The sequence below is a fragment of the Komagataeibacter sp. FNDCR2 genome (assembly GCF_021295395.1).
Classification (GTDB): domain Bacteria; phylum Pseudomonadota; class Alphaproteobacteria; order Acetobacterales; family Acetobacteraceae; genus Komagataeibacter.
In genome coordinates this window covers 2,639,294-2,662,761 of the sequence record NZ_JAIWOU010000001.1, presented here as the reverse complement: position 1 = coordinate 2,662,761, position 23,468 = coordinate 2,639,294, and the positions used below count along the sequence as shown (strand labels likewise).

General features: G+C 65.5%; 21 protein-coding genes. 13 read left to right on the top strand and 8 right to left on the bottom strand.

The genetic code is table 11. The annotated features are described in order from the left end of the window. Positions 1–19: 19 nt before the first annotated feature. Entirely contained in the window at positions 20–874 is an 855-nt protein-coding gene (locus LDL28_RS12640; RefSeq protein ID WP_233058863.1) for a squalene/phytoene synthase family protein, read from the bottom strand. Positions 875–1,003: 129 nt separating this feature from the next. Here LDL28_RS12640 and LDL28_RS12635 point away from each other — a divergent pair, with 129 nt between their 5' ends. Then, positions 1,004–1,612 carry a superoxide dismutase gene (locus LDL28_RS12635; RefSeq protein ID WP_233058862.1) on the top strand — a complete coding sequence of 203 codons (609 nt, stop codon included), beginning with the start codon at positions 1,004–1,006 and terminating at the stop codon, positions 1,610–1,612. A gap of 94 nt (positions 1,613–1,706) precedes the next feature. Here the strand turns inward: LDL28_RS12635 and LDL28_RS12630 are convergent, their stop codons facing one another. Both LDL28_RS12630 and yajC read right to left on the bottom strand, forming a co-directional pair. Further along, positions 1,707–3,146 carry a sugar porter family MFS transporter gene (locus LDL28_RS12630; RefSeq protein WP_233058861.1) on the bottom strand — a complete coding sequence of 480 codons (1,440 nt, stop codon included), beginning with the start codon at positions 3,144–3,146 and terminating at the stop codon, positions 1,707–1,709. Between the two features lie 97 nt (positions 3,147–3,243). Then, complete coding sequence (yajC, locus tag LDL28_RS12625) at positions 3,244–3,633, bottom strand: preprotein translocase subunit YajC (RefSeq protein WP_233058860.1); 390 nt, start codon at positions 3,631–3,633, stop codon at positions 3,244–3,246. A gap of 172 nt (positions 3,634–3,805) precedes the next feature. On the opposite strand from yajC, the gene LDL28_RS12620 reads away from it, so the two are divergent. The 3 genes from LDL28_RS12620 (at position 3,806) to mutT (ending at position 7,005) form a co-directional block, all read left to right on the top strand. Then, positions 3,806–4,678, top strand: coding sequence for an ATP-binding protein (locus LDL28_RS12620; protein ID WP_233058859.1), 873 nt, complete (start codon positions 3,806–3,808; stop codon positions 4,676–4,678). A 195-nt stretch (positions 4,679–4,873) separates the two neighbouring features. Next, positions 4,874–5,995 carry an aromatic ring-hydroxylating dioxygenase subunit alpha gene (locus LDL28_RS12615; protein ID WP_233058858.1) on the top strand — a complete coding sequence of 374 codons (1,122 nt, stop codon included), beginning with the start codon at positions 4,874–4,876 and terminating at the stop codon, positions 5,993–5,995. Continuing rightward, entirely contained in the window at positions 5,992–7,005 is a 1,014-nt protein-coding gene (gene mutT, locus LDL28_RS15675; RefSeq protein ID WP_305069308.1) for an 8-oxo-dGTP diphosphatase MutT, read from the top strand. Before LDL28_RS12615 ends, mutT begins: the two co-directional genes overlap by 4 nt. Here the strand turns inward: mutT and LDL28_RS12600 are convergent. Beyond that, positions 7,000–7,926: an SMP-30/gluconolactonase/LRE family protein gene (locus tag LDL28_RS12600; protein ID WP_233058857.1), complete on the bottom strand. Its 927-nt coding sequence runs from the start codon at positions 7,924–7,926 to the stop codon at positions 7,000–7,002. The genes mutT and LDL28_RS12600 overlap by 6 nt on opposite strands. A gap of 81 nt (positions 7,927–8,007) precedes the next feature. Here LDL28_RS12600 and LDL28_RS12595 point away from each other — a divergent pair, with 81 nt between their 5' ends. Next, a complete protein-coding gene (locus LDL28_RS12595; RefSeq protein WP_233058856.1) occupies positions 8,008–8,766 on the top strand; it encodes a molybdopterin-binding protein in 759 nt (252 codons plus the stop codon). Between the two features lie 67 nt (positions 8,767–8,833). On the opposite strand, the gene LDL28_RS12590 is transcribed toward LDL28_RS12595, so the two are convergent. From LDL28_RS12590 to LDL28_RS12580, 3 genes are all read right to left on the bottom strand, one after another. Beyond that, a complete protein-coding gene (locus LDL28_RS12590) occupies positions 8,834–9,799 on the bottom strand; it encodes an acetyl-CoA carboxylase carboxyltransferase subunit alpha (RefSeq protein WP_233059299.1) in 966 nt (321 codons plus the stop codon). Positions 9,800–9,874: 75 nt separating this feature from the next. Then, entirely contained in the window at positions 9,875–10,798 is a 924-nt protein-coding gene (locus LDL28_RS12585) for a tyrosine recombinase (RefSeq protein ID WP_233058855.1), read from the bottom strand. Between the two features lie 12 nt (positions 10,799–10,810). Further along, positions 10,811–11,020, bottom strand: a complete 210-nt coding sequence (locus tag LDL28_RS12580) for a hypothetical protein (RefSeq protein ID WP_233058854.1) — start codon at positions 11,018–11,020, stop codon at positions 10,811–10,813. 136 nt (positions 11,021–11,156) lie between these two features. Here LDL28_RS12580 and aroB point away from each other — a divergent pair, with 136 nt between their 5' ends. The 5 genes from aroB (at position 11,157) to LDL28_RS12555 (ending at position 18,040) form a co-directional block, all read left to right on the top strand. After that, entirely contained in the window at positions 11,157–12,890 is a 1,734-nt protein-coding gene (gene aroB / locus LDL28_RS12575) for a 3-dehydroquinate synthase (RefSeq protein WP_233058853.1), read from the top strand. Between the two features lie 277 nt (positions 12,891–13,167). Beyond that, positions 13,168–14,388 carry an OmpA family protein gene (locus LDL28_RS12570; protein WP_233058852.1) on the top strand — a complete coding sequence of 407 codons (1,221 nt, stop codon included), beginning with the start codon at positions 13,168–13,170 and terminating at the stop codon, positions 14,386–14,388. Between the two features lie 399 nt (positions 14,389–14,787). Continuing rightward, entirely contained in the window at positions 14,788–15,897 is a 1,110-nt protein-coding gene (locus tag LDL28_RS12565) for an OmpA family protein (RefSeq protein WP_233058851.1), read from the top strand. Positions 15,898–16,258: 361 nt separating this feature from the next. Next, entirely contained in the window at positions 16,259–17,368 is a 1,110-nt protein-coding gene (locus LDL28_RS12560; protein ID WP_233058850.1) for an OmpA family protein, read from the top strand. A 153-nt stretch (positions 17,369–17,521) separates the two neighbouring features. Then, complete coding sequence (locus tag LDL28_RS12555; RefSeq protein ID WP_233058849.1) at positions 17,522–18,040, top strand: GtrA family protein; 519 nt, start codon at positions 17,522–17,524, stop codon at positions 18,038–18,040. On the opposite strand, the gene LDL28_RS12550 is transcribed toward LDL28_RS12555, so the two are convergent. After that, a complete protein-coding gene (locus LDL28_RS12550) occupies positions 17,962–18,663 on the bottom strand; it encodes a TenA family protein (protein ID WP_370636393.1) in 702 nt (233 codons plus the stop codon). The genes LDL28_RS12555 and LDL28_RS12550 overlap by 79 nt on opposite strands. A 169-nt stretch (positions 18,664–18,832) precedes the next feature. On the opposite strand from LDL28_RS12550, the gene alaS reads away from it, so the two are divergent. The 3 genes from alaS to LDL28_RS12535 all read left to right on the top strand — a co-directional run bounded on the left by alaS (position 18,833) and on the right by LDL28_RS12535 (position 23,342). Continuing rightward, positions 18,833–21,484, top strand: a complete 2,652-nt coding sequence (gene alaS / locus LDL28_RS12545) for an alanine--tRNA ligase (protein WP_233058847.1) — start codon at positions 18,833–18,835, stop codon at positions 21,482–21,484. Positions 21,485–21,778: 294 nt separating this feature from the next. Continuing rightward, positions 21,779–22,468, top strand: a complete 690-nt coding sequence (locus tag LDL28_RS12540; RefSeq protein ID WP_233058846.1) for a carbonic anhydrase — start codon at positions 21,779–21,781, stop codon at positions 22,466–22,468. A 40-nt stretch (positions 22,469–22,508) separates the two neighbouring features. After that, positions 22,509–23,342, top strand: a complete 834-nt coding sequence (locus LDL28_RS12535; protein ID WP_233058845.1) for an endonuclease/exonuclease/phosphatase family protein — start codon at positions 22,509–22,511, stop codon at positions 23,340–23,342. Positions 23,343–23,468 lie beyond the last annotated feature (126 nt).

Genomic DNA, 23,468 nt, shown 5'->3' with positions numbered 1-23,468 from the left:
CCGACCGCCCGACTCCCGCCTACAGCCGGCGGCGCAACAACGCGCCCATCACGGCCAGCCGGTCGCCCAGCCCGCGTGGCGACGTGCCATCATCCCGCGCGACGTGGGGCCGCATGTCACGCAGCCCCAGCACGGCGGGCAGACCGGCGGCAAATGCCGTGCGCGGCAGGCGGCCACCGGCGCGCGCCGCCTCCAGCCACGCGCCCGCCTGCTGGCGCAGCCCATCGCGCAGGCGGGCGATCTGGGTATCCGTCGCCTGCCCGGTGCGCAGGCCATCGCGCGTCAGTCCTGCTTCGGCCAGCGCATCCTCGGGCAGGGGGCAGCGCCCCGCCCGCAGCACGGCGGGCAGGTAGCGCACCAGCGCGCCGACCCCGTAAATACCGCCCATAAGGCGGATACGCGCCAGACACGCGGTATCGCGCACACCCGCGGCCTCCGCCATGGCGACCTGCACGCCACCCGCGCCCTCCAGCATGGCGGCCTGCCATGCGGGCTGGTCGGGCAGGCCCTCCAGTTCACATTCCCGTGCGGTAATGATCCCCTCCACCGCCGCGTGATGGACCACTCCGCGCGCCAGCAGGTCCAGCAACGCCACCGCCGTGTCATGGCGGTGCGGGTTGCCGCTTTCCAGCACATCGCGCCACCATTGCAGGCGGATCAGCCCCGCCATGGGACCGGCGACGGACCATGACGCCGATGTCGCCACGGCCCGCGTGCATTCATGATTGAAGGCGATCAGCACCATCGCCGCCTCACGCGCGGGCGGCGGCAGGAACAGCGCGCAGAAGAAGCGATCGGGGTCCGCGCGGCGCGCCGCGCGCATGATGGAAAGGCCCGGCGCACCGGATCGGGATGCATCCATATGCCCGGTCATGGCGTTTGGGCCGGAAGGTAATGGAGGGGCGCGCTCATCTGTCCGTCACTTGACGCACCTGCTCCGCACCCATAGCAATTTGGATATGGCGGCCACGCGCCGCCCCTTGCAGTTTTCAGGAGAATGTTCATGGCTTTCGAATTGCCGTCCCTGCCCTTCGCCTATAATGCGCTTGCCAACCGTGGCATGTGCCAGGAAACGCTGGAACTTCATCACGACAAGCATCATCAGGCCTATGTGACGGCACTGAACGGCTTTGTCGAATCCAAGCCGGAACTTCAGGGCAAGTCGCTTGAGGAAATCATCCTCATGGTCAAGGGCAAGCCCGACCTCGCCCCCGTGTTCAACAACGCGGGCCAGCATTGGAACCACATCCTGTTCTGGCACAACCTGTCACCCAAGGGTGGGGCGATTCCGGATTCCCTGTCCAAGAAGCTGGTTGAGGATTTCGGCAGCATCGACAAGTTCAAGGCCGACTTCAAGGCCGCCGCCGCATCGCAGTTCGGCTCGGGCTGGGCATGGCTGGTGCTGGCGTCCGACGGCAAGCTGAAGGTGACCAAGACCGGCAACGGCTCCAACCCGCTGGCCGAAGGCCATGGCAAGGTGCTGCTGGGCCTGGATGTGTGGGAACACTCCTACTACCTCGACTTCCGCAACCGTCGCCCCGACTACATCGTCAACTACCTGGACAAGCTGGCCAACTACGAGTTCGCCGAGGCCCAGCTCCAGTCCGCCTGATCAGCCCTTCAGGCCAGATTCAGAACGGAAAACCCGGCCGCGCGCCGGGTTTTTTTGTATCCATTGCAGTACATCGCCATGCTACCGGGCCATGCTACCGGCCCGGCCGCATGGACCGGCCCAGCGCGCGCAGCGGCGTGCCGCGCATGAGTTCCGCCTCGATCTGTTCCAGCGTCATGCCGCGCGTTTCGGGCACGCACCGTATCGCCATAAGCATGCACAGCGCGTTCAGCGTCGCGTATCCCCACATGACACGGCCCACCCCCAGCACCTCGACCCCGGTCAGGAACGTGATGCTGACCAGCATGTTCGCGACCCAGTTGGCGCAGGTGGAGCAGGCCATGCCGAATTCACGCCCGCGCAGGGGCAGGATCTCGGCGCAGAGCAGCCACGCCAGCGGACCCGCCGAAAACGCGAACGCCGCGACGAACACCAGCATGAACCCGCCTATCAACCACTGCATGCCCGCCGTGGGCGGCAGCGCCCCGCCATCGGCCAGGGTGACCGCCAGCCCCGCCATGGCCACCGCCATGACCGCGAACCCGCCAATCAGCATCGGCCGCCGCCCGATGCGGTCCACGCAGCCAATGGCCCCGCAGGTGGACAGCAGGTTGATGACCCCGACCCCGACCGGCCCCCAGATCTGCACATTGTGGCTGTACCCCGCCAGCCCGATGATATGGGGCGCGTAATACAGCACCGCGTTGATGCCGGAGAACTGCTGCGCCGTCTGCAACCCCACCGCCAGCCACATGGCGCGGCGGCAGTTGGGATCGTTCACGAAATTGCCGATCCCGTCCCTGCGGGCCACAAGCTGCGCCATGATGGCGTTGCGCTCGGCCATGACCAGCCGGGGCAGGCCGCGCAGTTCGATCAGCACCCGCCGCGCGTCACGCTCGCGCCCCTGCGCCAGCAGCCAGCGCGGGCTGGGGGGCAGGAACAGCACCCCCATCATGAACACGAGCCCCGGAAAGCCGACAATGCCCAGCATCCACCGCCACACCCCGAAATAGGAGAACAGCCCGTCGGACACGAAGGCCGAAAGCAGCCCCAGCGAGATCATGAGCTGGTAGCCCAGGATCATCGCGCCACGGCGGCCTGAATCGGCAATTTCGGCAATATAGAGCGGGGTGACGAACGTGGTCGCCCCCGTCGCCACCCCCAGCAGCAGGCGGGCGAGCATGAGCATGTGGTACGAAGAGGCTTCGGCGCAGAGCAGCGGGCCGATCACGAACAGCCCCGCCGTCAGGACCAGCGTGCGCTTGCGCCCCCATGCGTGCGACAGCCACGCCGCGCACAGCACCCCCAGCGCCGCCCCCATCAGCATGATGGCCACCAGGGATTCGCGCTGGAAATCCGACAGGATGAATTCCTGCGTGATCAGGTCCAGCGCACCGGACATGACCCCGGTATCAAGCCCGAACAGGATGCCGGACAGTGCGGCCAGCCCCCCGATCAGCCCGGCGCGCCCGCGTATGGCCGGACCATGCCGCGCGGCCGGGCTGGTGTGCGTAATGCCGGGCTGCCTCTGCATTATGCCTTCTCCTGCTTTAGGCACAGAACGGCACAGCGCGGGGGAAGTTCACCCTGGCGGCCGGCCGAATGCGGCCGGGCGGGGCGGGAGTGGCGGCTTACGCCTTCTTCGCGGGCTTTTCGGGCGTGGAGTCATTGGCGGGGGTGGCGCTGCTGGTAATGACCGAGCTTATGGTGTCACGCAGCACGAGCACGCGCACGCCCTGGGCGATCTCGACTTCCATCTCGTTCGAATCCGGCTGTATTTTCTGCACCACGCCAATGATGCCGCCTGCCGTCAGCACCCGGTCCCCCCGGCGCAGGGCGGAAAGCTGGTTGCGCAACTGCTTCTGCTTGACCTGCTGCGGGCGGATCAGCAGGAAATAGAAAATGCCGAACATGGCCACATAGGGCAGCATCGCCATCAGGCCATCCGCGCTCAGAAAACCGCCGCCAGCGGACTGGGCATGGGCGGGGGTGGTCAGTAAATCATTGAAAATCGAAGGCATTGATATCTTTCCGGCACAAGAAGGGATGGAACGGGTTGCGGGTTTGCCATGCGGACCATAGTTTTCGCCTGTTTCCCGTCAAGGCGTTCGCCCGCTGTAACTGGCCAACGCGCTCCGGATCCCGCGGTGGCCTGCGGCCCCCGCTTTCTGTCATGCTGAATCAGGATCGACGATGGACAGCACTTCCCTTCCCGTTCTCGAACGTATCGCGGCGGCGCTTGAGCGCCTTTCCCCGCCCGCGCCCTCCCTTGCCGGGCTGGATGGCGCGGACGCCTTCATCTGGCATCCCGCCCTTGGCCGCCTGACGGCGGTGCCCCATGTGGCCCATGTCGGGATGGAACTGCTGCAGGGCATCGAGCGCCAGCGCCGGATGATACTGGACAATACGCTGCACTTCGCCCGTGGCCTTCCGGCCAATAACGCGATGCTGTGGGGCGCGCGCGGGATGGGCAAGTCCTCGCTGGTCAAGGCGGCGCACGCGCAGGCCAACCTTGTGGACGGCAGGCCGGCGGCCCCGGGCAGGGGCCGGGTGGCGCTGATCGAAATCCAGCGCGAGGATCTGGCCACCCTGCCCGAACTGCTGGCCCTGCTGCGCGAAAGCCCCCGCCGGTTCATCGTGTTCTGCGATGACCTGTCCTTCGAGCGGGAGGACGCGGATTACAAGGCCCTGAAGTCGGTGCTGGACGGCGGCATCGCCGGGCGGCCGGAAAACGTGCTGTTCTACGCCACGTCCAACCGCCGCCACCTCATGCCGCGCGAGATGATCGAGAACGAAAGCTCGACCGCCATCAACACCTCCGAGGCAACGGAGGAAAAGGTCTCGCTGTCCGACCGTTTCGGCCTGTGGATCGGCTTCCACAACTGCGCGCAGGACATATTCATGGATATGGTCCGTGGTTATGCGCGCGCGCGTAACCTGCCGATCACGGATGAGGACCTGACCCGCCGGGCCAATGCGTGGTCGCTCGCGCGCGGGGGGCGTTCGGGGCGCGTCGCCTTCCAGTTTATCGAGGATCTGAGCGCGGAGCTGTCGCCCGCGTCATAAACTCCGGCGCCCGCGCGGGCGCCGCAGCGTGCGTTACAAAACAAGTATGATGCGAACCATTTGCGCTACCCGTAAAAAACATCCTTAATATCGCCATGGCGACAGGATACGGTTGCAATCAGATGCCCCCCTTGCACTCCGCACCCGCCCCATGGCGCATCGGCTGCCATGCCCTGTTAACAGTCAAGAGAGCCAATGGACCAGTCGTTACCATCTGACAGCATGCAGACCCCTTCCGCGCCTGGCGGGCGGGATCTGCGCCGTATACGCTCCAACCCCGATTTCTGGTATCCCGTCGCCTGGTCGCGGGAACTCAAGCCGGGCAAGACCATCGGCACCCGCTACGCGGGGCAGCCCATCGCCCTGGTCCGCCCGCGTGAGGGCGGCGGCATCTTCGCGCTGGAAGACCGCTGCGCCCACCGGCAGGTGCCGCTCAGCCAGGGGGTGGTGAAGGGCGACTCCGTGCAATGCTGCTACCATGGCTGGGCCTACGGGCGCTCGGGCCGCTGCATCGACGTGCCCTATCTGGGCAAGGGCAAGCTGCCCAACGGGGTGCGGACCTATCCGGTGCGGGAAGTGGACGGCCTGATCTTTGTCTTCCCCGGCGATGCGGCGAAGGCGGACGCAACCCCGCTGCCCCGTCTGGCCGAGGTCGCGAATCCGGCCTACAAGACCCGCCGTTTCGGCCAGCTTGTCCATTGCCACTACAGTTTCATGCACGAGAACCTGATGGATATGAACCATCAGTTCATGCACATGAAGCAGATGGGGCAGATGAAGCCGCGCTTCCTGGGGCAGGAACGTGGGCCGGGACTGGTGGAGGCGCGCTACAGCTTCGCACGCACCGGGGGCAAGCAGCCGCTGGGCGAGGCGCTGATCTTTGGCCAGAAGCGCGACAACAGCGAGAAATTCGCGTTTCGCGATGTCATGACCATCCGCACCGTCTATCCCTACCAGACCCTGCACATCCAGACAGGTGACAACGCGCCGGTCATGGATCTGTGGATCGCCTACGTCCCGCAGGACGCGGCAGAACTGACCAACCGGGTGTTCGGGCTGCTTTCGATCCGGCGACCGGGCATTCCGGGCCTGCTGGATCTGGCCTGGCCGTTCCTGACGGCGTTTACCGAACGGATTTTCCGCGAGGACCGCGAGATCGTGGAACTGGAACAGGCGGCGTGGCGCGAACAGGGCGGCGACCGGAACCAGGAGATTTTCCCGGTCATCTGCAACCTGCGCGCGCTGCTGGAGGAATGCGGGCTGCCCGCCGACCAGGATACGGAGGCCCCGGTGGCCACGGGCGTTGCCGGCGCATGAGCCAGCCAGCAGGGCACGAACCCGGCCTCATGCTGGAGGCCGGGGATTACCGGCTGCGTGAAGTCCGCACCTCCGACGCGGGCACCATGCACAGGCTGATCAACGACTGGAGCGTGGTGCGGATGCTCAGCCGCGTCCCGTTCCCCTATTCGCTGTCCATGACCGAGAACTGGATCGCCGCCACCATCGACCAGTCCCGGCGGGGGGAAGCCTACCATTTCGCCATTACCTGCCCGCAATCCGAACAGCCCGACGCCCTGATCGGCTGCATCGGGCTGCGCATCGACCCGGCGGACCGTTCCGGCACGCTGGGCTACTGGGTGGGGCGCGCGCACTGGAACCGCAAGGTGGCCAGCACGACGGCGGGGCGACTGGCGCGATGGGCGCTGGCCAACCTGCCGGTGGACCGGCTGACGGCCTCCGCCGCGCATGACAACCATGCCTCCATCGCCGTGCTGCGCCGCATCGGCTTTCGGGAAAACGGGACGGGATCGCAGGAATTCGTCTCACGCGGGGGGGAATATCCCGTCCGCCTGTTCGAGGCGCGCCATGCGGACCTGTCCGGCGGGGACGACTCCCCCGCCATGGCGGAAGACGCAGCGGGCGGCGGGCGCAAGGTGGTGCTGGTCGCCGCCGTGGCGCTGGTGGACGCGGATGCCCGCGTGCTGCTGGCCCGCAGGCCGGAGGGCAAGCCCATGGCCGGGTTATGGGAGTTTCCGGGCGGCAAGGTCGAACCGGGCGAAACACCCGAGGCCGCGCTGATACGCGAACTGGACGAGGAACTGGGCCTGGATGTCGCCCGTTCCTGCCTGGCGCCGTTTACGTTCATTTCCCATGATTACGGGCATTTCCACCTGCTCATGCCGGTCTATGTCTGCCATCGGTGGAAGAATACCCCCACCGCGCGGGAGGGGCAGACACTGGAATGGGTACCCGCCGCGAAACTGCGCGACTACCCCATGCCCGATGCCGACCGCCCGCTGATCCCGCAGCTACAGGATCTGCTATAGACCCCGCGCCATGGCGCCCAGCACGGTCACCTCATCCGCCGGGAACGCGGTGGGGGCCTGCCCCGGCACCTCCACCCGCATGCTGAACAGGCCACCCGCCAGCGGCAGGTGGGCCAGTTCCTCCGCCGACATGTTCTTGCGTGCGGTGGTAATGTAGAGCGTGCGCAGGTCCGCCCCGCCAAAAGCCACCTTCGTCACATTACGGGCCGGTACGGCCACGGGGGGCAGCCGCGTGCCATCGGGGCGGAAACGCTCGATCCGCCCCCCGTTCCAGACCCCCACCCACAGGGTGCCCGCGCTGTCCGCCACCACCCCGTCGGGGTAGCCATCCGTGATGCGGGCGAAGACCCGCCGGTTGGACAGCGCGCCATCGGGGGCGAGGTCAAAGACGTAAATCACCCCGGCGGGGGAGTGGTTATGGTACAGCAGCGCGCCATCGGGCGAGATGGCGGGACCGTTGGTGACGATATAGCCTTCATCATGGCGCAGCACCTCCAGCCCGCCGGGCGTGCGGGTGACGGAATACAACGCACCCGTTGGCGTGGTTTCACCATCATCCATGGTGCCGAACCACAGCCGTCCCTTCGCATCGACACAGCCATCATTGATCCGGTTGCCCGGCTGGCCCGGCTCCACCGCGACCGAGCGCCGGACATCGCCCGATGCCGGATCGAAGCGGTACAGCCCATCCTTCAGCCCGCACAGGAGCGTGCCGTCACTGACCGGCACCACGAAACCGGGCCGCAACGGCGTGGGCCATGAGGTCCGCGCGCCGGTGGCGGGATGGAAGCGATGGATGGCGCGACCCACGATATCGACAAAATACAGCGCCTGTTCGGATGCGGACCAGACCGGCCCCTCGCCCAGTTGCGCCTGGATATCCCATACGCAGTGCGGTTGTGGCATTGATGCCGTATCCATGTCCTCTCCTTCCGATTGTCTGGCTGTCGTTATAGGATGGGGAGAAAATGCTCCCGCCCGCAACCTAGTGGAATGTGCTTCATGAACCCCACCGCCTGCCTGCTGGTCATCGGCAACGAGATCCTGTCCGGCCGGACACAGGATGTTAACGTGCAGTATATCGCACGCCGCCTGTCGGAAACCGGCATTACACTGAGCGAGGTCCGGATCATACCGGACATCCGCGCCGTCATTGTCCGTAATGTAACGGATGCCCGCGCCGCCTATGACAATGTGTTCACCACCGGCGGCATCGGCCCGACGCATGACGATATCACCTCCGCCTGCGTTGCGGAATCGTTCGGCGTGCCGTGGGTGCACCACCCCGAGACCTTCCGCGAACTCGAGGCGCATTTCGCCCCCGGGGAATTCAACGCCGCCCGCCAGCGCATGGCCACGATGCCGCAGGGGGCCGTCCCGATCCGCAACACGGTATCGGTGGCGCCCGGATTCAGCATCGGCAATGTGCATGTCATGGCGGGGGTGCCGCGCATCATGCGCGCGATGTTCGATGCCGTGCTGCCCACCCTGACCCACGGCACGCCGGTCACATCACAGGCATGGCACGTGAACGGGCTGTACGAGGGCACGCTTGCCGCCCGGCTTGAAGCGATACAGCATCTCTACCCCGGCATAGATATCGGATCCTACCCCTACCGGCTGGATGAAACCCGGCGGGGCGTGTGCCTGCTGTGCAAGGGTACGGACGCGCAGGCGGTCAGCGCCGCCGCGCAGGCCGTGCGCGACATGATCGTATCGTTCGGCTTCGAGCCCCATGCGGGTGAGCCGGACCGGCCCTGAAACACGGATCGCCGCAGGGGACCGCCGCAGGGGCCGCCGCGCCGCGCCTGCGGCACGGGGTGGCGGGTCAGGGCTTCACGTTGATGGCTTCACGCCCCATGGCGAGGAATTTTTCACGCCGCTGCGCCTTGAGCAGTGCCGGTTCACGCGCCAGCAGCGCGGGCATTTCAGCCGCGATGGCGTCGCCCACGGCGCGAATCGCGGCCTGCGGGTCGCGCTGCGCGCCACCCAGCGGTTCGGGAATGATCCGGTCGATCAGCCCGAGCTGAAGCAGGTCCTGCGCAGTCAGCTTGAGCGCATCCGCAGCAGTGGGGGCCAGCTTGGGGTCGCGCCACAGGATGGAAGCGCAGGCCTCGGGCGAGATGACGGAATAGATCGCGTGTTCCAGCATCATCACGCGGTCGCCCGCGCCCAGCGCCACGGCCCCGCCGGAACCGCCTTCGCCAATCACGGTGGCGATGACCGGCACCGGCACGCTCAGGCAGGTCTCGATCGAACGCGCGATGGCTTCGGCCTGCCCGCGCGCCTCGGCATCGATGCCGGGCCATGCGCCGGAGGTGTCGATAAAGGTCAGGACCGGCAGGCCGAATCGTCCCGCCAGCCGCATCAGGCGCTGCGCCTTGCGGTAGCCTTCGGGCCGGGCCATGCCGAAATTATGCTTGAGCCGTGTCTCGATCTCGGCCCCGCGCTCGGTCCCGATCACCACCACGGGCTGGTCCCTGAAGCGCCCCACGCCACCGATGATGGCCTTGTCCTCACCAAACAGGCGATCACCCGCCAGCGGGGAGAATTCGGTTATCAGCGTGCCGATGTAATCGACCGTATGCGGGCGCTGGGCATGGCGCGCGACCTGTACCTTCTGCCCCGGTGTCAGCTTGGCATAGGCGGCACGCAACTGCCGGTCGGCTTTTTCGCCCAACCGGGTGATCTCATCGGCGATGTTGATCCCGTCCGGACCGGACATCGTGCGAAGCTCGTCGATCTTGTTCTCAAGTTCGGCGACCGACTTTTCGAAATCTAGAAACTGGCGCATGCGCTGCCGATAGCACAGCCTGCACGCCAGCCAAACATTTTCACGCAGGGAATTCTCCCCGCCATGCATTTTTGTCTATCCCGCCTGCGCAACCGGCATCCGCGCAAGCGGGTGATGCCGGGCCACCGCGTCGCGCAGGCGGTCGAGCATGACATGGGTATAGATCTGCGTGGTCGCGATGTCGGCATGCCCCAGCAGCACCTGGAGCGCGCGCAGATCCGCCCCGTGCGCCAGCAGGTGCGTGGCGAAGGAATGACGCAGCACATGGGGCGAAAGCCGCGCCGGGTCCAGCCCCGCGCGCAGCGCCACGTCATGCATGATCCGGTCGAATCCCTGCCGCGTCATGGCCCGCGCAGGCCCCCTGCCGGGAAACAGGTACGGGCTTTCACGCCCGGCATCCATGTCCATGAGCGCCCGGGCGGCGGCGCGGGCGCGGGCCGACATGGGCACCATGCGCTCGCGCCCCCCCTTGCCGCGCACCAGCATCATGCCGGGGGCGGCGTCCAGCGCGCGGCGCGGCAGGGACAGCAGTTCCGATATGCGCAGGCCCGACGCGTACAGCATTTCCAGCGCCGCGCGCGCCATGAGCAGCCGCCGCCTGCGCGCGGGCGTCGCATCCGCTTCGGGTTCGCACGCGGCCAGCAGCGCCGTCACCTCCCCTTCCGACAGGAAACGCGGCAGGGGCGCATCCAGCCGGGGCGCTTCAAGCAGGGCGGCGGGGTTGTCCGCCCGCATGCCCTCCCGCGCCAGAAACAGGAAATACTGCTTCAGGCACGAAAGCCTGCGCGCCTGCGTGCGCGGGGCCAGCCCCTGCCGCGCCAGACCTGACAGATAGGCGCGCAGGTCATCTTCCCCCGCCACGAGGGGCGTCAGCCCACATGCGTGCAGTACGCGCGCCATGTCCTCCAGATCACGGGCATAGGCGCGGATGGTGTTGACCGCGGCGCCACGCTCGGCGGCCAGCATTTCCAAAAACGCATCGGTTCCGTCGCCGCCCACTGGTGGCCCCGCTTACCGCGCCGGGGCCAGGGGGGCGACAGGCAGGGCCGCGGGCACGCCCAGCGGGGACGCGGGCGGCGGCGGGGCGGCGGCAAGCGCCATCGGAATATCCTTATGCACGTCATGCTGCACCAGCGCGGGCGGAAAGACGCCCAGCGAGACAAAAACCCCCACCCCACCGAGGGCGAGCACGCCAATCACGGCAATAACAATACGGATCATCAAACCGCTTCCCATATCCTGCGCAACCCGGCGCCCTGTCCATCCGTGGCGCGGGGCATGCCCCCCCGCCAGCGCGGGCGTGATCCCGCCTGCGGACTCTACCGGTTCCGTCCTGCTGTATGTTAGGTTGCCCGCCATGTCACGCCCGATTCCCCCCCACCGGCCCGGCCCGGAGTCCCCTTCGCTCACCATTCCGCTTGACCTGAACGCCGTCGGCCCCGCCGCCCCCCGGCGGGCGGGCGGCGGGCGCACCATCGTGCTTGTCGGGCTCATGGGGGCGGGCAAGACGACCATAGGCCGCATCCTGGCCACGCGGCTGGGTATTCCGTTCGTCGATTCGGATGAGGAAATCGAACGCGCCGCCGGCTGCACCATCGCCGACCTGTTCGAAAAATATGGCGAACCGGAATTCCGCCGGGGCGAAAGGCTGGTCATCCGCCGCCTGCTGGCCGGGCCGCCGGTGGTTCTGGCCACGGGGGGCGGCGCTTTCATGGATGCGCGTACGCGCGCCAGCGTGCGCGAGCATGCCGTTTCCATCTGGCTGCGCTGCCCGCTGCCGGTGCTGGTGCAGCGCGTGGCGGACCGGACCCATCGCCCGCTGCTCAATACGGCCGCGCCCCATGCGGTGCTGGCCGATCTCATGCGCGTGCGCCACCCGGTCTATGCGGAGGCGGATATTATCGTGGATTGTGGAGAAGATAGCGTGGAACACAGCGCCGACCATGTCATAGGGGCCCTGAAGCAGGGCCGGCAGCCCCTGCGCGTGCCGGTGCGGCTGGAACGGGGCAGTTACGATGTCATCATCGGCGCGGATGTGGTCCGGCGGGCCGGGGCCCTGCTTGCCCCCGTGCTGCCGCAGAAGCGCGTGATGATCCTGACGGATGAAACCGTCGCCCCCCTGCACCTGCCCCGCCTGCTGGAAGGGCTGGAGGAAACCGGCACCCGCGCCGAGGTCATCTCCATCCCGCCCGGTGAGGGCTCGAAAACCATCGGCATGTATGAACACGTGACCAACGCGCTGCTGGAAGCCCATGTGGAGCGCGGCACCACGGTCGTGGCGCTGGGCGGGGGCGTGGTGGGGGATCTGGCCGGGTTCTGCGCCGCCACCACGCTGCGCGGGCTGCCCTTCGTGCAGATTCCCACAACGCTGCTTTCGCAGGTGGATTCCTCCGTCGGTGGCAAGACCGGTATCAATACCCCGTTTGGCAAGAACCTGCTCGGCGCGTTCCACCAGCCCATCGCGGTGCTGGCCGATACATCCACCCTCGCCACCCTGCCGGTGCGCGAACTGCGCGCGGGGTATGCCGAAATCGTCAAGTCCGGGCTGCTGGGCGATGCGGGGCTGTTCGACTGGTGCGAACGCAACGGGGCCGAAGTCCTGTCGGGCGATCCGGCCATACAGGCCGAAGCCATCCGCATGGCCTGCGCGTTCAAGGCGCGCGTGGTGATTGCCGACGAACGTGAGGAACGCAAGACCGACGGCCGCGCCCTGCTCAATCTCGGCCACACCTTCGGCCACGCGCTGGAGGCGGAGATGGGCTATGATGGCAGCCTGCTGCATGGGGAAGCCGTCTCCATCGGCCTGCGGCTGGCGTTCATGCTGTCGGTCCGGCTGGGTTACTGCCCCATCGAGGATCTGGACCGCGTGACCCGCCATCTCGACCGCCTGTCCATGCCCGCGCGCATAGGCGATACGGGGCGCAGCTTCTCGGCCACGCAGCTCGTGCGCAACATGCAGCGCGACAAGAAAATGCGCGACGGCCGCCTGTCCTTCGTGCTGGTGCGCGGCATCGGGCGGGCCTTTACCTGCCGTGACGTGCCCGATGAGGCCGTGCTGGAGATCCTGCGCGCCGATGGCTGCACGCCCTGACCGGGCTGCACGGCCTTATGTGACGTTTTTACAACATCCCGCCCTTCGCTCCGCCCGGCGGCGCGGCATTTACCATATCTCAATCCCTGCCCCGCACAACGGTCCAGCCATGGAACGGGGCGGGCGGGTCTTCAGCCATTCCCATCCCCACGCTTCCCGCTGGCACTCCGGATAACGGCCCCCGGGCCGATTGTGTCAACACGTATCAGGCCGATGTGGAACATGCCCCCATTTCCGCAAGCACGAAGGCGTCTGATCGAACTGCAAGGATGGGAACATGCGTCTTCGCGTGGCATTGCTGGCGACATCCCAGATCATGGCGCCCGTCGCCGCCGCCATGGCAACAACCATAGCCGGCCCCTATGTCGATATCGGCGGTGGCTACAACCTGACCCAGACCCAGCACGTCCATGATTATGACAGGCAGCGGCTGAACGATATCAACAACACCTACCTCAAGGGCGCGCCGGCATCCGTGACTGGCCCCTTTGACAAGGGGATCGACCCCGGCCTGCACGAACGCCAGCAGGTGCGCCATGGCGACGGCTGGACCGGCTTCGCTGCTTTCGGCTGGGGCTTCGGCAACGGCCTGCGCGCCGAAGTGGAAGGGGTTTACAACTGGTCCGACCTGAGCAGCATCACCGCGACCACGGGCGACCCGAAGGGCCACCGGATGCGCGGCCGGACCGATGGCAGCGACCGCTCCTATGGCGGGTTCGTCAATGTGCTGTACGACATCGACCTCAAGCGCCTGTTCGATATCGACGTGCCCGTCACGCCGTTCGTCGGTGTGGGTGCGGGCTACCTGTGGCAGAACGTGAGCGGGATCACCACGCTACAGCATACCATAAGCCAGCACGGCACGAATGGCAGCTTCGCCTATCAGGGCATCGTGGGCGCGGCCTATGACATCCCGGGGGTGGCGGGCCTGCAGATGACCACCGAATACCGCATGATCGGCCAGGTCGAATCCTTCGACATGGGCACGATCAACCAGTCCTATTCCGGCCCGCTGGGGCGTGATACCACCCACCTGCGTTACGACCAGCGGTTCAATCACCAGTTCATCGTGGGCGTGCGCTATGCGTTCAACACCGCGCCCCCGCCACCACCACCGCAGCCTGCCGTCGTTCCCGCCGCCCCGGTGGCCTCGCGCACCTATCTGGTGTTCTTCGACTGGGACGGCGCGGCGCTGACCGGCCGGGCACGCGAAATCGTGACCGAGGCCGCGCAGGCGTCCACCCACGTCCAGACCACCCGTATCGAGGTGAATGGCTATACCGACAGTTCCGCCGCCCATCCCGGCCCCAGGGGCGAGAAATACAACCTTGGCCTGTCCCTGCGCCGCGCGGACAGCGTGAAGGCCGAACTGATCCGTGACGGGGTGGCCGCCAGCGCCATCGACATCCACGGTTATGGCGAAACCCACCCCCTTGTGCCCACGGGGCCCGGCACGCGCGAACCCCAGAACCGGCGTGTCGAGATCATCCTGCACTGACCCGGCCATACCAGCGCACAAAGTGAATGAAATGAAGGGGAACGCCCGGTGCGTTCCCCTGATTCATGCCGAATCGTTTCGGCCTTTTACTGGCATACGCAGATCCTCCTTTTGCGGTAGTGACCTATGCAAAATCGGGATATCTGTCCGGGACGTTTCATAAAAGCCTTATAAACACTGGGCTTTTACCAACCTTGCCTAAAGATGCCTGAAAGATATGTGCTTTTTTTGTCACAGCCCGTCCGCATGCGCCATTTAGCCCATTCTCAAGCGGGATCAGACACGCTAAGTCCGCATCATAAGCTTGCGGGTAATCTCAGGCTGCCCTGTATCGGGGCAAATCCATTGCCCGGATCACAGACAGGGCCCGCCCTGCAATCAGATTTTAAGGACTCAACCATGCGTCTTCGCGCAGCGTTACTGGCAACCAGCCTGCTGGCAGCGACACCGTTCGCAGCCAAGGCCACGACCATCACCGGCCCGTATGTCGATATCGGCGGCGGTTACAACCTGACCCAGACCCAGCACGGGCACTTCGCCGACACCAATTCCGGTGCCGGTGTTCCCGGTGAGCCGGGCCGTGAAAAGCTGGGCCACCGCCATGGCTGGACCGGCTTCGGCGCGGTCGGCTGGGGCTTCGGCAACGGCCTGCGCGCGGAAGTCGAGGGCGATTACAACTGGTCCGAGATCTACAGCAAGTCCCGTGGCGACAAGGGCAGCGACCGCTCCTATGGCGGGTTCGTCAACGTCCTGTATGACATCGACCTGAAGCGCCTGTTCAACATCGATGTGCCCGTCACGCCGTTCGTCGGTGTGGGTGCCGGCTATCTGTGGCAGGGTGACCACAACATCACCGTTGGCGCGAACAACCCGTCCGGCGCCCGCAGCCTGAGCGGCACCAAGGGCGGCTTCGCCTACCAGGGCATCGTCGGTGCGGCCTACGACATCCCGGGCGTGCCGGGCCTGCAGATGACCACCGAATACCGCATGATCGGCCAGCCGCAGTCCTTCACCATGGGCAACTTCACCGCGGGTGACGGCCATGCGAGCTTCGATCACCGCTTCAACCATCAGTTCATCGTAGGTGTCCGCTACGCGTTCAACAACGCGCCGCCGCCGCCGCCGCCGGCTCCCGCCGTGGTGCCGCCCGCGCCGACAGCCGCCCGCACCTACCTGGTGTTCTTCGACTGGGACGGCGCGGCGCTGACCGGGCGCGCGCGTGAGATCGTGGCCGAGGCCGCGCAGGCGTCCACCCACATCCAGACCACCCGCATCGAGGTTAACGGTTACACCGATAACTCCGCCGCCCATCCCGGCCCGCGTGGTGAGAAATACAACCTTGGCCTGTCCCTGCGCCGCGCGGACAGCGTGAAGGCCGAACTGATCCGTGACGGTGTGCCCGCCAACGCGATCGACATTCATGGTTATGGCGAAGCCCACCCGCTGGTGCCCACGGGCCCCGACACGCGTGAGCCCCAGAACCGTCGCGTCGAGATCATCCTGCACTGATCCGGCCGACCCGTTACCGGAAAGGGGAGCACGATGTGCTCCCCTTTTTTATTGCCTAATGTTTCCCGCCCCCGCATGTGTACAAGGCAATTTGTGTTTTTTTTGCCACAAAATACTCTAAATCTTTTATTACATTGTTGTTTCCACAACGATATTCCCCATTTAGTAACTTGTTATTAAATATAAAAAACTCTTACTCCACCGCCTCGCGCCACAGTGTCACCTTTCTGCCGTTCATGAATGGCGGACGGGACGGAACCACAGGAAGCATGCTGTGTTTGGGATGGCAGATGGATTAATCTTCGCATCATTGGAAAGATGTGGTTTACAAAGAAGTAATAACATGAGGAAGGATGATCTTATGCGTCTCCGCTCTGCTCTGCTGGCGACCAGTCTGCTGGCAGCGACACCGTTCGCAGCCAAGGCCACGACCATCACCGGCCCGTATGTCGATATCGGCGGCGGTTACAACCTGACCCAGACCCAGCACGGGCACTTCGCCGACACCAATTCCGGTGCCGGTGTTCCCGGTGAGCCGGGCCGTGAAAAGCTGGGCCACCGCCATGGCTGGACCGGCTTCGGCGCGGTCGGCTGGGGCTTCGGCAACGGCCTGCGCGCGGAAGTCGAGGGCGATTACAACTGGTCCGAGATCTACAGCAAGTCCCGTGGCGACAAGGGCAGCGACCGCTCCTATGGCGGTTTCGTCAATGTCCTGTATGACATCGACCTGAAGCGCCTGTTCAGCATCGATGTGCCCGTCACGCCGTTCGTCGGTGTGGGTGCCGGCTACCTGTGGCAGGGTGACCACAACATCACCGTTGGCGCGAACAACCCGTCCGGCGCCCGCAGCCTGAGCGGCACCAAGGGCGGCTTCGCCTATCAGGGCATCGTCGGTGCGGCCTACGACATCCCGGGCGTGCCGGGCCTGCAGATGACCACCGAATACCGCATGATCGGCCAGCCGCAGTCCTTCACCATGGGCAACTTCACCGCGGGTGACGGCCATGCGAGCTTCGATCACCGCTTCAACCACCAGTTCATCGTAGGTGTCCGCTACGCGTTCAACAACGCGCCGCCGCCGCCGCCGCCGGCTCCCGCCGTGGTGCCGCCCGCGCCGACAGCCGCCCGCACCTACCTGGTGTTTTTCGACTGGGACGGCGCGGCGCTGACCGGGCGTGCGCGTGAGATCGTGGCCGAGGCCGCGCAGGCGTCCACCCACATCCAGACCACCCGCATCGAGGTTAACGGTTACACCGATAACTCCGCCGCCCATCCCGGCCCGCGTGGTGAGAAATACAACCTTGGCCTGTCCCTGCGCCGCGCGGACAGCGTGAAGGCCGAACTGATCCGTGACGGCGTGCCCGCCAACGCGATCGACATCCATGGTTATGGCGAAGCCCACCCGCTGGTGCCCACAGGCCCCGACACGCGTGAGCCCCAGAACCGTCGCGTCGAGATCATCCTGCACTGATCCGGCCTGAAAAAAAGGGAGCGGGTGACTGCTCCCTTTTTTGTCTTTTGATTTCAGATCCCCTATCCTGCCAAGGGTGCCCGCCGGGCATGGAAGAATTCGTTACGCATTTTTTCGACACCCTGTCCCCAACGGCAGGCGAAAGGAAATGTCTTGTCCGCATCCCCCCATGAGAAAGCCATACAATTCCTGAAATTCGGCATTGTAGGCTTGCTGGGGCTGGGTTGGGACACGACTGCCGTTTACACGCTCCGGCCCGTCGTGGGGCTGACCATCGCGACGATCTCGGCCTATTTCATCGCCGCTTCGATCAACTGGCTGATCAACCGGCTATGGACATTCCGCAAGGCTGGCAACCAGCATCATTTCATTATCCAGTGGCTGCGGTTTCTGGCCGGTAACTCACTGGGGTTTTTCCTGAACCGGGGCTGCGTGTTCACGCTGTTCCATCTCTCGCCGGTCTTCAAGGCCTATCCCGTGCTGGCGCTCGCGGCGGGTGCCGCGACGGGAATGATGGCGAACTTCCATATCAGCCGGAAGCACGTTTTCAACGCCCCCCCGGCCCCGGGCAAAGGGGCCACCATCCTGCCATTTCACGCCGGGCGCGCGGTGGCCCAGAACGCGGTTTCCAACCGGACCGAGGTTGCGAATTCCCCCAGCAAGACCGGGTAGCGCGCCTGCGCGCCACAGGCCGCGCCCACCTGTTCCAGCCGATGGATACCCTCTTCCACCAGTTCCGTGTACTCCGCCCCACCGTACAGCGCGATCCATGACCAGTAGGGATTCCCCTCCCGCTTCGTGGCCGGATCCGCATGCAGGCGCGCGCCGAGTTCCGCATAGCCGATCAGGCAGGGGGCCATTGTCACCAGCAGGTCAAGCAGGTCGCCCGTCAGCGCGCGATCGAGTATAAAGCGGCTGTAGGCAAGTAACTCCAGCGACTCCTCCGCCTGTTCCAGCGCCGCTTCGTCTATCCCCCATCCGGCGCAATACGCCACATGCATCGACAGTTCGGTATTGAGTATGCCCGACAGGAGATGGGCCGCGTGCCGCATGCCCGCCACCGTGTCCGATTTATGGACCGCGACCGCGCACGCACGGGCATACTGAATCAGGTACAGGTAATCCTGGATCAGGAAATTCCTGAACGCCCCGGGCGCCAGCGTGCCGTCCCCCACGCTTTTGACAAAGGGATGGTGTACAAACTCCAGCCATTGCACCATGCAGTCATTGCGCAACCGCCCCGCCAGCCCCTGCGTCAGAAGTGGCCAGTCCCGCTCCGCCTGCCAGTCGTGCATCCCGTATTCCTTCCCGTCCGTCCATTTCGGGTCACGCACCCGGTCCGTCACGCACCGGCCATATGGCAGAACACGCATGTTCGTACTTCCGGTCTGGTGCTAGCTGCGCTAGGTGAGTGAATCCGGTTTTATATCTATATCTTCAATACAGGATCGTCTGTCTCCCGCCATGCCCACAACCAACGACATTCGTGCCACCTTCCTCGACTATTTTGCCGGGAATGGGCATCAGATCGTGCCGTCCTCGTCCCTGGTGCCGCACAACGATCCGACACTGCTGTTTACCAATGCTGGTATGGTGCAGTTCAAGAACGTGTTCACCGGGCAGGAAACGCGCCCCTATTCCCGCGCCACCACCGCCCAGAAGGTGGTCCGCGCGGGCGGCAAGCACAACGACCTGGACAATGTGGGCTACACCGCCCGGCATCACACCTTTTTCGAGATGATGGGCAACTTCTCGTTCGGGGACTATTTCAAGGCGGAAGCCATCGAGCTGGCATGGAATCTGGTCACCGGCACCTTCGGCCTGTCCCGGGACAGGCTGCTCACGACGGTCTATGCCGATGATGAGGAAGCCGCCAGCCTGTGGCGCAGGATCGCGGGCCTGCCGGATGACAGGATCATCCGTATTCCCACATCCGACAATTTCTGGCGCATGGGCGATACCGGCCCGTGCGGCCCGTGTTCCGAGATATTCTACGACCACGGCCCCGAAGTGGCCGGCGGCCCGCCCGGCTCCCCCGATGAGGACGGCGACAGGTTTACCGAGATCTGGAACCTCGTGTTCATGCAGTATTTCGAAAACCCGCCCGGCACGCGCTCGCCCCTACCGCGCCCGTCCATCGATACCGGGCTGGGGCTGGAACGCTTCGCCGCCATCTTGCAGGGCAAGCGCGACAATTATGACATCGACACCTTCCGCGCCCTGATCCTCGCCTCGGCCGAGGTGACGGGGCAGGAGCCCGATGGCCCGTTCAACGCCAGCCACCGCGTGGTGGCCGACCACCTGCGCTCCACATCCTTCCTGATCGCCGATGGCGTGCTGCCGTCCAAGGACGGGCGGGGTTACGTCCTGCGCCGCATCATGCGCCGCGCCATGCGCCACCTGCACATGATGGGCACGACGGAACCGACCTTCTACCGTCTGGTCCCCGCCCTGATCCGCCAGATGGGCGAGGCCTATCCCGAACTGGTGCACGCCCGCGCCCTGATCGAGGAGACGATGCGCGGCGAGGAAGAACGCTTCAAGGCGATGCTCGACCGCGGCCTGTCGCTGCTGGCGGACGAGACGGAGCGGCTGGGCGACGGCGCGCCCCTGCCGGGCGATGTCGCGTTCAGGCTGTACGATACCTTCGGCTTCCCCCTGGACCTGACGCAGGATGCCCTGCGCGGCACCAGCCATGACGTGGATGTGGCCGGATTCAACGAGGCCATGGACGTGCAGCGCAAACGCGCGCGCGCGGCCTGGAGCGGATCGGGCGACAGCGCGACCGAAACCGTGTGGTTCGAGGCGCGTGACACCTTCGGCGCGACCGAGTTCCTGGGCTACACCACCGAAACATCGGATGCCGAGGTCCAGACCGTCATCGTGGACAACGCGCAGGTGGACGCGGCAGGCCCCGGCACGAAGGTGGCGCTGCTGCTGAACCAGACCCCCTTCTATGGCGAAAGCGGTGGCCAGGTGGGCGATACCGGCACCATCACCGCGCCCGGCCTGCACGTGGCCGTCACCGATACGCAAAAGAAGCTGGGCGACCTGATGGTGCATTACGGCACGGTCATCGAAGGTACGATCCGCCCGGGCATGGCGGTCACGGCGCAGGTTGACCATGCCCGCCGCAGCGCCATCCGCGCACACCATTCCGCCACCCACCTGCTGCACGAGGCCCTGCGCCGCCGCCTGGGCGCGCATGTGACCCAGAAGGGCAGCCTGAACGCCCCCGACCGCCTGCGCTTTGACGTAAGCCAGCCCCGCCCCATCACGCCCGAGGAACTGGCCAGCATCGAGGCCGAGGTCAATGCCCGCATCCGTGAAAACACGGAAGTGACCACGCGCCACATGACGCCGGAAGAAGCCATTGAACACGGCGCGATGGCCCTGTTTGGTGAGAAATATGGCGATGAGGTGCGCGTGGTCTCCATGGGCGCGCCGGAGGAAGGCCGCGCCGGATGGTCGATCGAACTGTGCGGGGGCACCCATGTGCGCCGCACGGGCGATATCGGGCTGTTCCGCATCACATCGGAAAGTGGCGTCTCATCGGGCGTGCGCCGTATCGAGGCGGTGACGGGCCGCGCGGCAGAAAGTGCGACCATCGCCACGGAAGAGCGTCTGGTCCAGATGGCCGCGATGCTGCGGGTTCCGCCCGCGGAAGCGCCCGAGCGCCTTGCGGTGCTGCTGGATGAGCGCAAGGTCATGGAACGCCAGATTTCCGACCTGCAGCGCAAGCTGGCCTCGGGCAGTCAGGCCGCCACGACGGTGGAGGAAATCAACGGTATCCGGCTTGACGCGCGCAATGTGGGCGAACTGCCGCCCAAGGAACTCAAGCCGCTGGCGGACTCCCTGCGCACGGAAATCGGCTCGGGCGTCATTGCCCTGATTTCCACTGCTGATGGCAAGGGCAGCATCGTGGTCGCCGCCACCCCCGATCTGGCCGAACGGGTCGATGCCGTGGCCCTGGTACGCGCGGCGAGTGCCGCCATGGGGGGCAAGGGCGGCGGTGGCCGACGCGACATGGCGCAGGCCGGTGGCCCCGATATTGGCAAGGTCGCGGCCGCGCTGGACGCCGTGCGCGACGCCCTGCGGCAGGCGGTTGCGGGCTGAGCAGGCATTATCCCGCCCCCCGGCAGCATGCAACGGCGCGGTCCCTGGCCGCGCCGTTGTGCTGTACGCGGGGTGCGTTGCCAGTGTTTCAATACAGAAAGTGAATATTTATTAACTATATTGCGGTTACTTAGTATTTCCATCATACGTAACCAAGAAACATTTGTGGCGGACAGGTGTTTCCATGATATAGACGGAGAAAGATCCAGACCGGGCCACCGGGTGCCGCACCAGTTCTGTTGCACAACGTGGTTTCTTCCCCATGTCTGGATATTCAGGTGACAGGATTTTACGATGGCCGATACCAATACTGCCCGGGATACCCTCATTGATCTCCTGCGCGGTGTAGAGCGCTTCAATACGGAAGTCTTTCCCCAGAACCGTGAACTGTTCGCCAGCCTGGCCGAAAGCCAGTCCCCCGATACGCTGTTCATCGCCTGCGCCGACAGCCGGGTGAACCCCAGCATGATTACCCAGACCCAGCCGGGCGACCTGTTCGTGCTGCGCAACATCGGCAATATCGTGCCCGCCTATGGGGAAATGCTGGGCGGCGTGTCATCCGCCATCGAATATGCCGTAAGCGCGCTCAAGGTTTCGCACATCATCGTCTGCGGTCATTCCAACTGCGGCGCGATGCAGGCCCTGCTGGATCCCGACCCCAGCAAGCTGAACAGGATGCCCACCGTGGCAAGCTGGCTGCGCAATGCCGAAGCCGCGCGCGCCGTTCTTGAGGCATCGGATGCCGGCCCCGCCACCGTGCGCAGCCTGTCCGAGCAGAACGTACAGCTCCAGATCGCCCATCTGCGCACGCATCCCGCCGTGGCGGCAGGGGTTGCCCGTGGCACCCTGACGTTGCAGGGATGGTTCTATGATATCGCAAGCGGGGAAGTGGTGGTCCTGGATGAAGCGTCCCGCAGGTTCATCCATGTGGATGAAGCCATCGCGGCCCTTCAGGCGCAGACCGACAGGCCGACCACGGACTGAAGCTGGCGGCGGGCGGTGGTGGGGGCCAGTATGCCTGTCCATGTTGCTGGCCCTGCCCGCCGGTGCCCCGCAGGCGGCGGGCAGCCTTAAACTTTCCACATGGAACCTCGACTGGCTGACAGCCCGCGCGCAGGGTGACGCGGCGCTGCCCGCGGATGTCACGCCACGCACACCCGCGGAACTGGACCGGCTGGCGCAGTACGCCCGCAGGCTGGCCCCGGATATTGTGGCGCTTGAGGAAATCGACACCGCCGCCCTTGCCGCCCGCCTGTTTCCCGCCCCGGCCTATCACATCATCATTTCAGGCGACCAGGTGGTGCAGAAGGTGGCGCTCGCCATCCGTTCCGGGCTGAGCGTGGAACGCCACCCCGATGTCACGGCGCTGGATGTCTATCCCCCCGATGCGCCGCGCCATCTGCGTTCAGGGCTGGATCTGAGCATTGGTACCGGGCCGGACAGGCTGCGGCTGCTCGTCATCCATCTCAAGGCCGGATGCCGCGATTCCGGGCCGCGTGAGCGCAAACCGGCCTGTCTTACGCTGCTGCGGCAGATGGCCGTGATCCAGGACTGGATTCTGGAGCGGCAGGATGAGGGGGAAGCCTTTGCCGTGCTGGGCGACTTCAACCGCCTGCTGGCCCCGGATGACCCGGCCCTGCGCATGCTGGCGGAAAACGGCCCGCTGACACTCGCCACCGCAGGCCATGCCAGCCCCTGCGGGCAGGGCAGTTATTTTATCGACCATATCATTCTGGGTGGGGCCGCACGCGGCTGGCTGCAACCCGACAGCCTGCGGGTCATGCTCTACCGCGCGGACGGGCCGAGCGCACGCCTGTCCGACCACTGCCCGGTCTCGGTACGGCTGGCACTTCCCTGACAAGGCGACTTCCAGCGTCGCTCAGGGCCGGACAGACGACTTTTGGAGATTTCTTGCCGAATAACGCATGGATGAAAACTTTTACTTTTTATATTAATTACTTATTTTCAAACTACTTCATAAAAC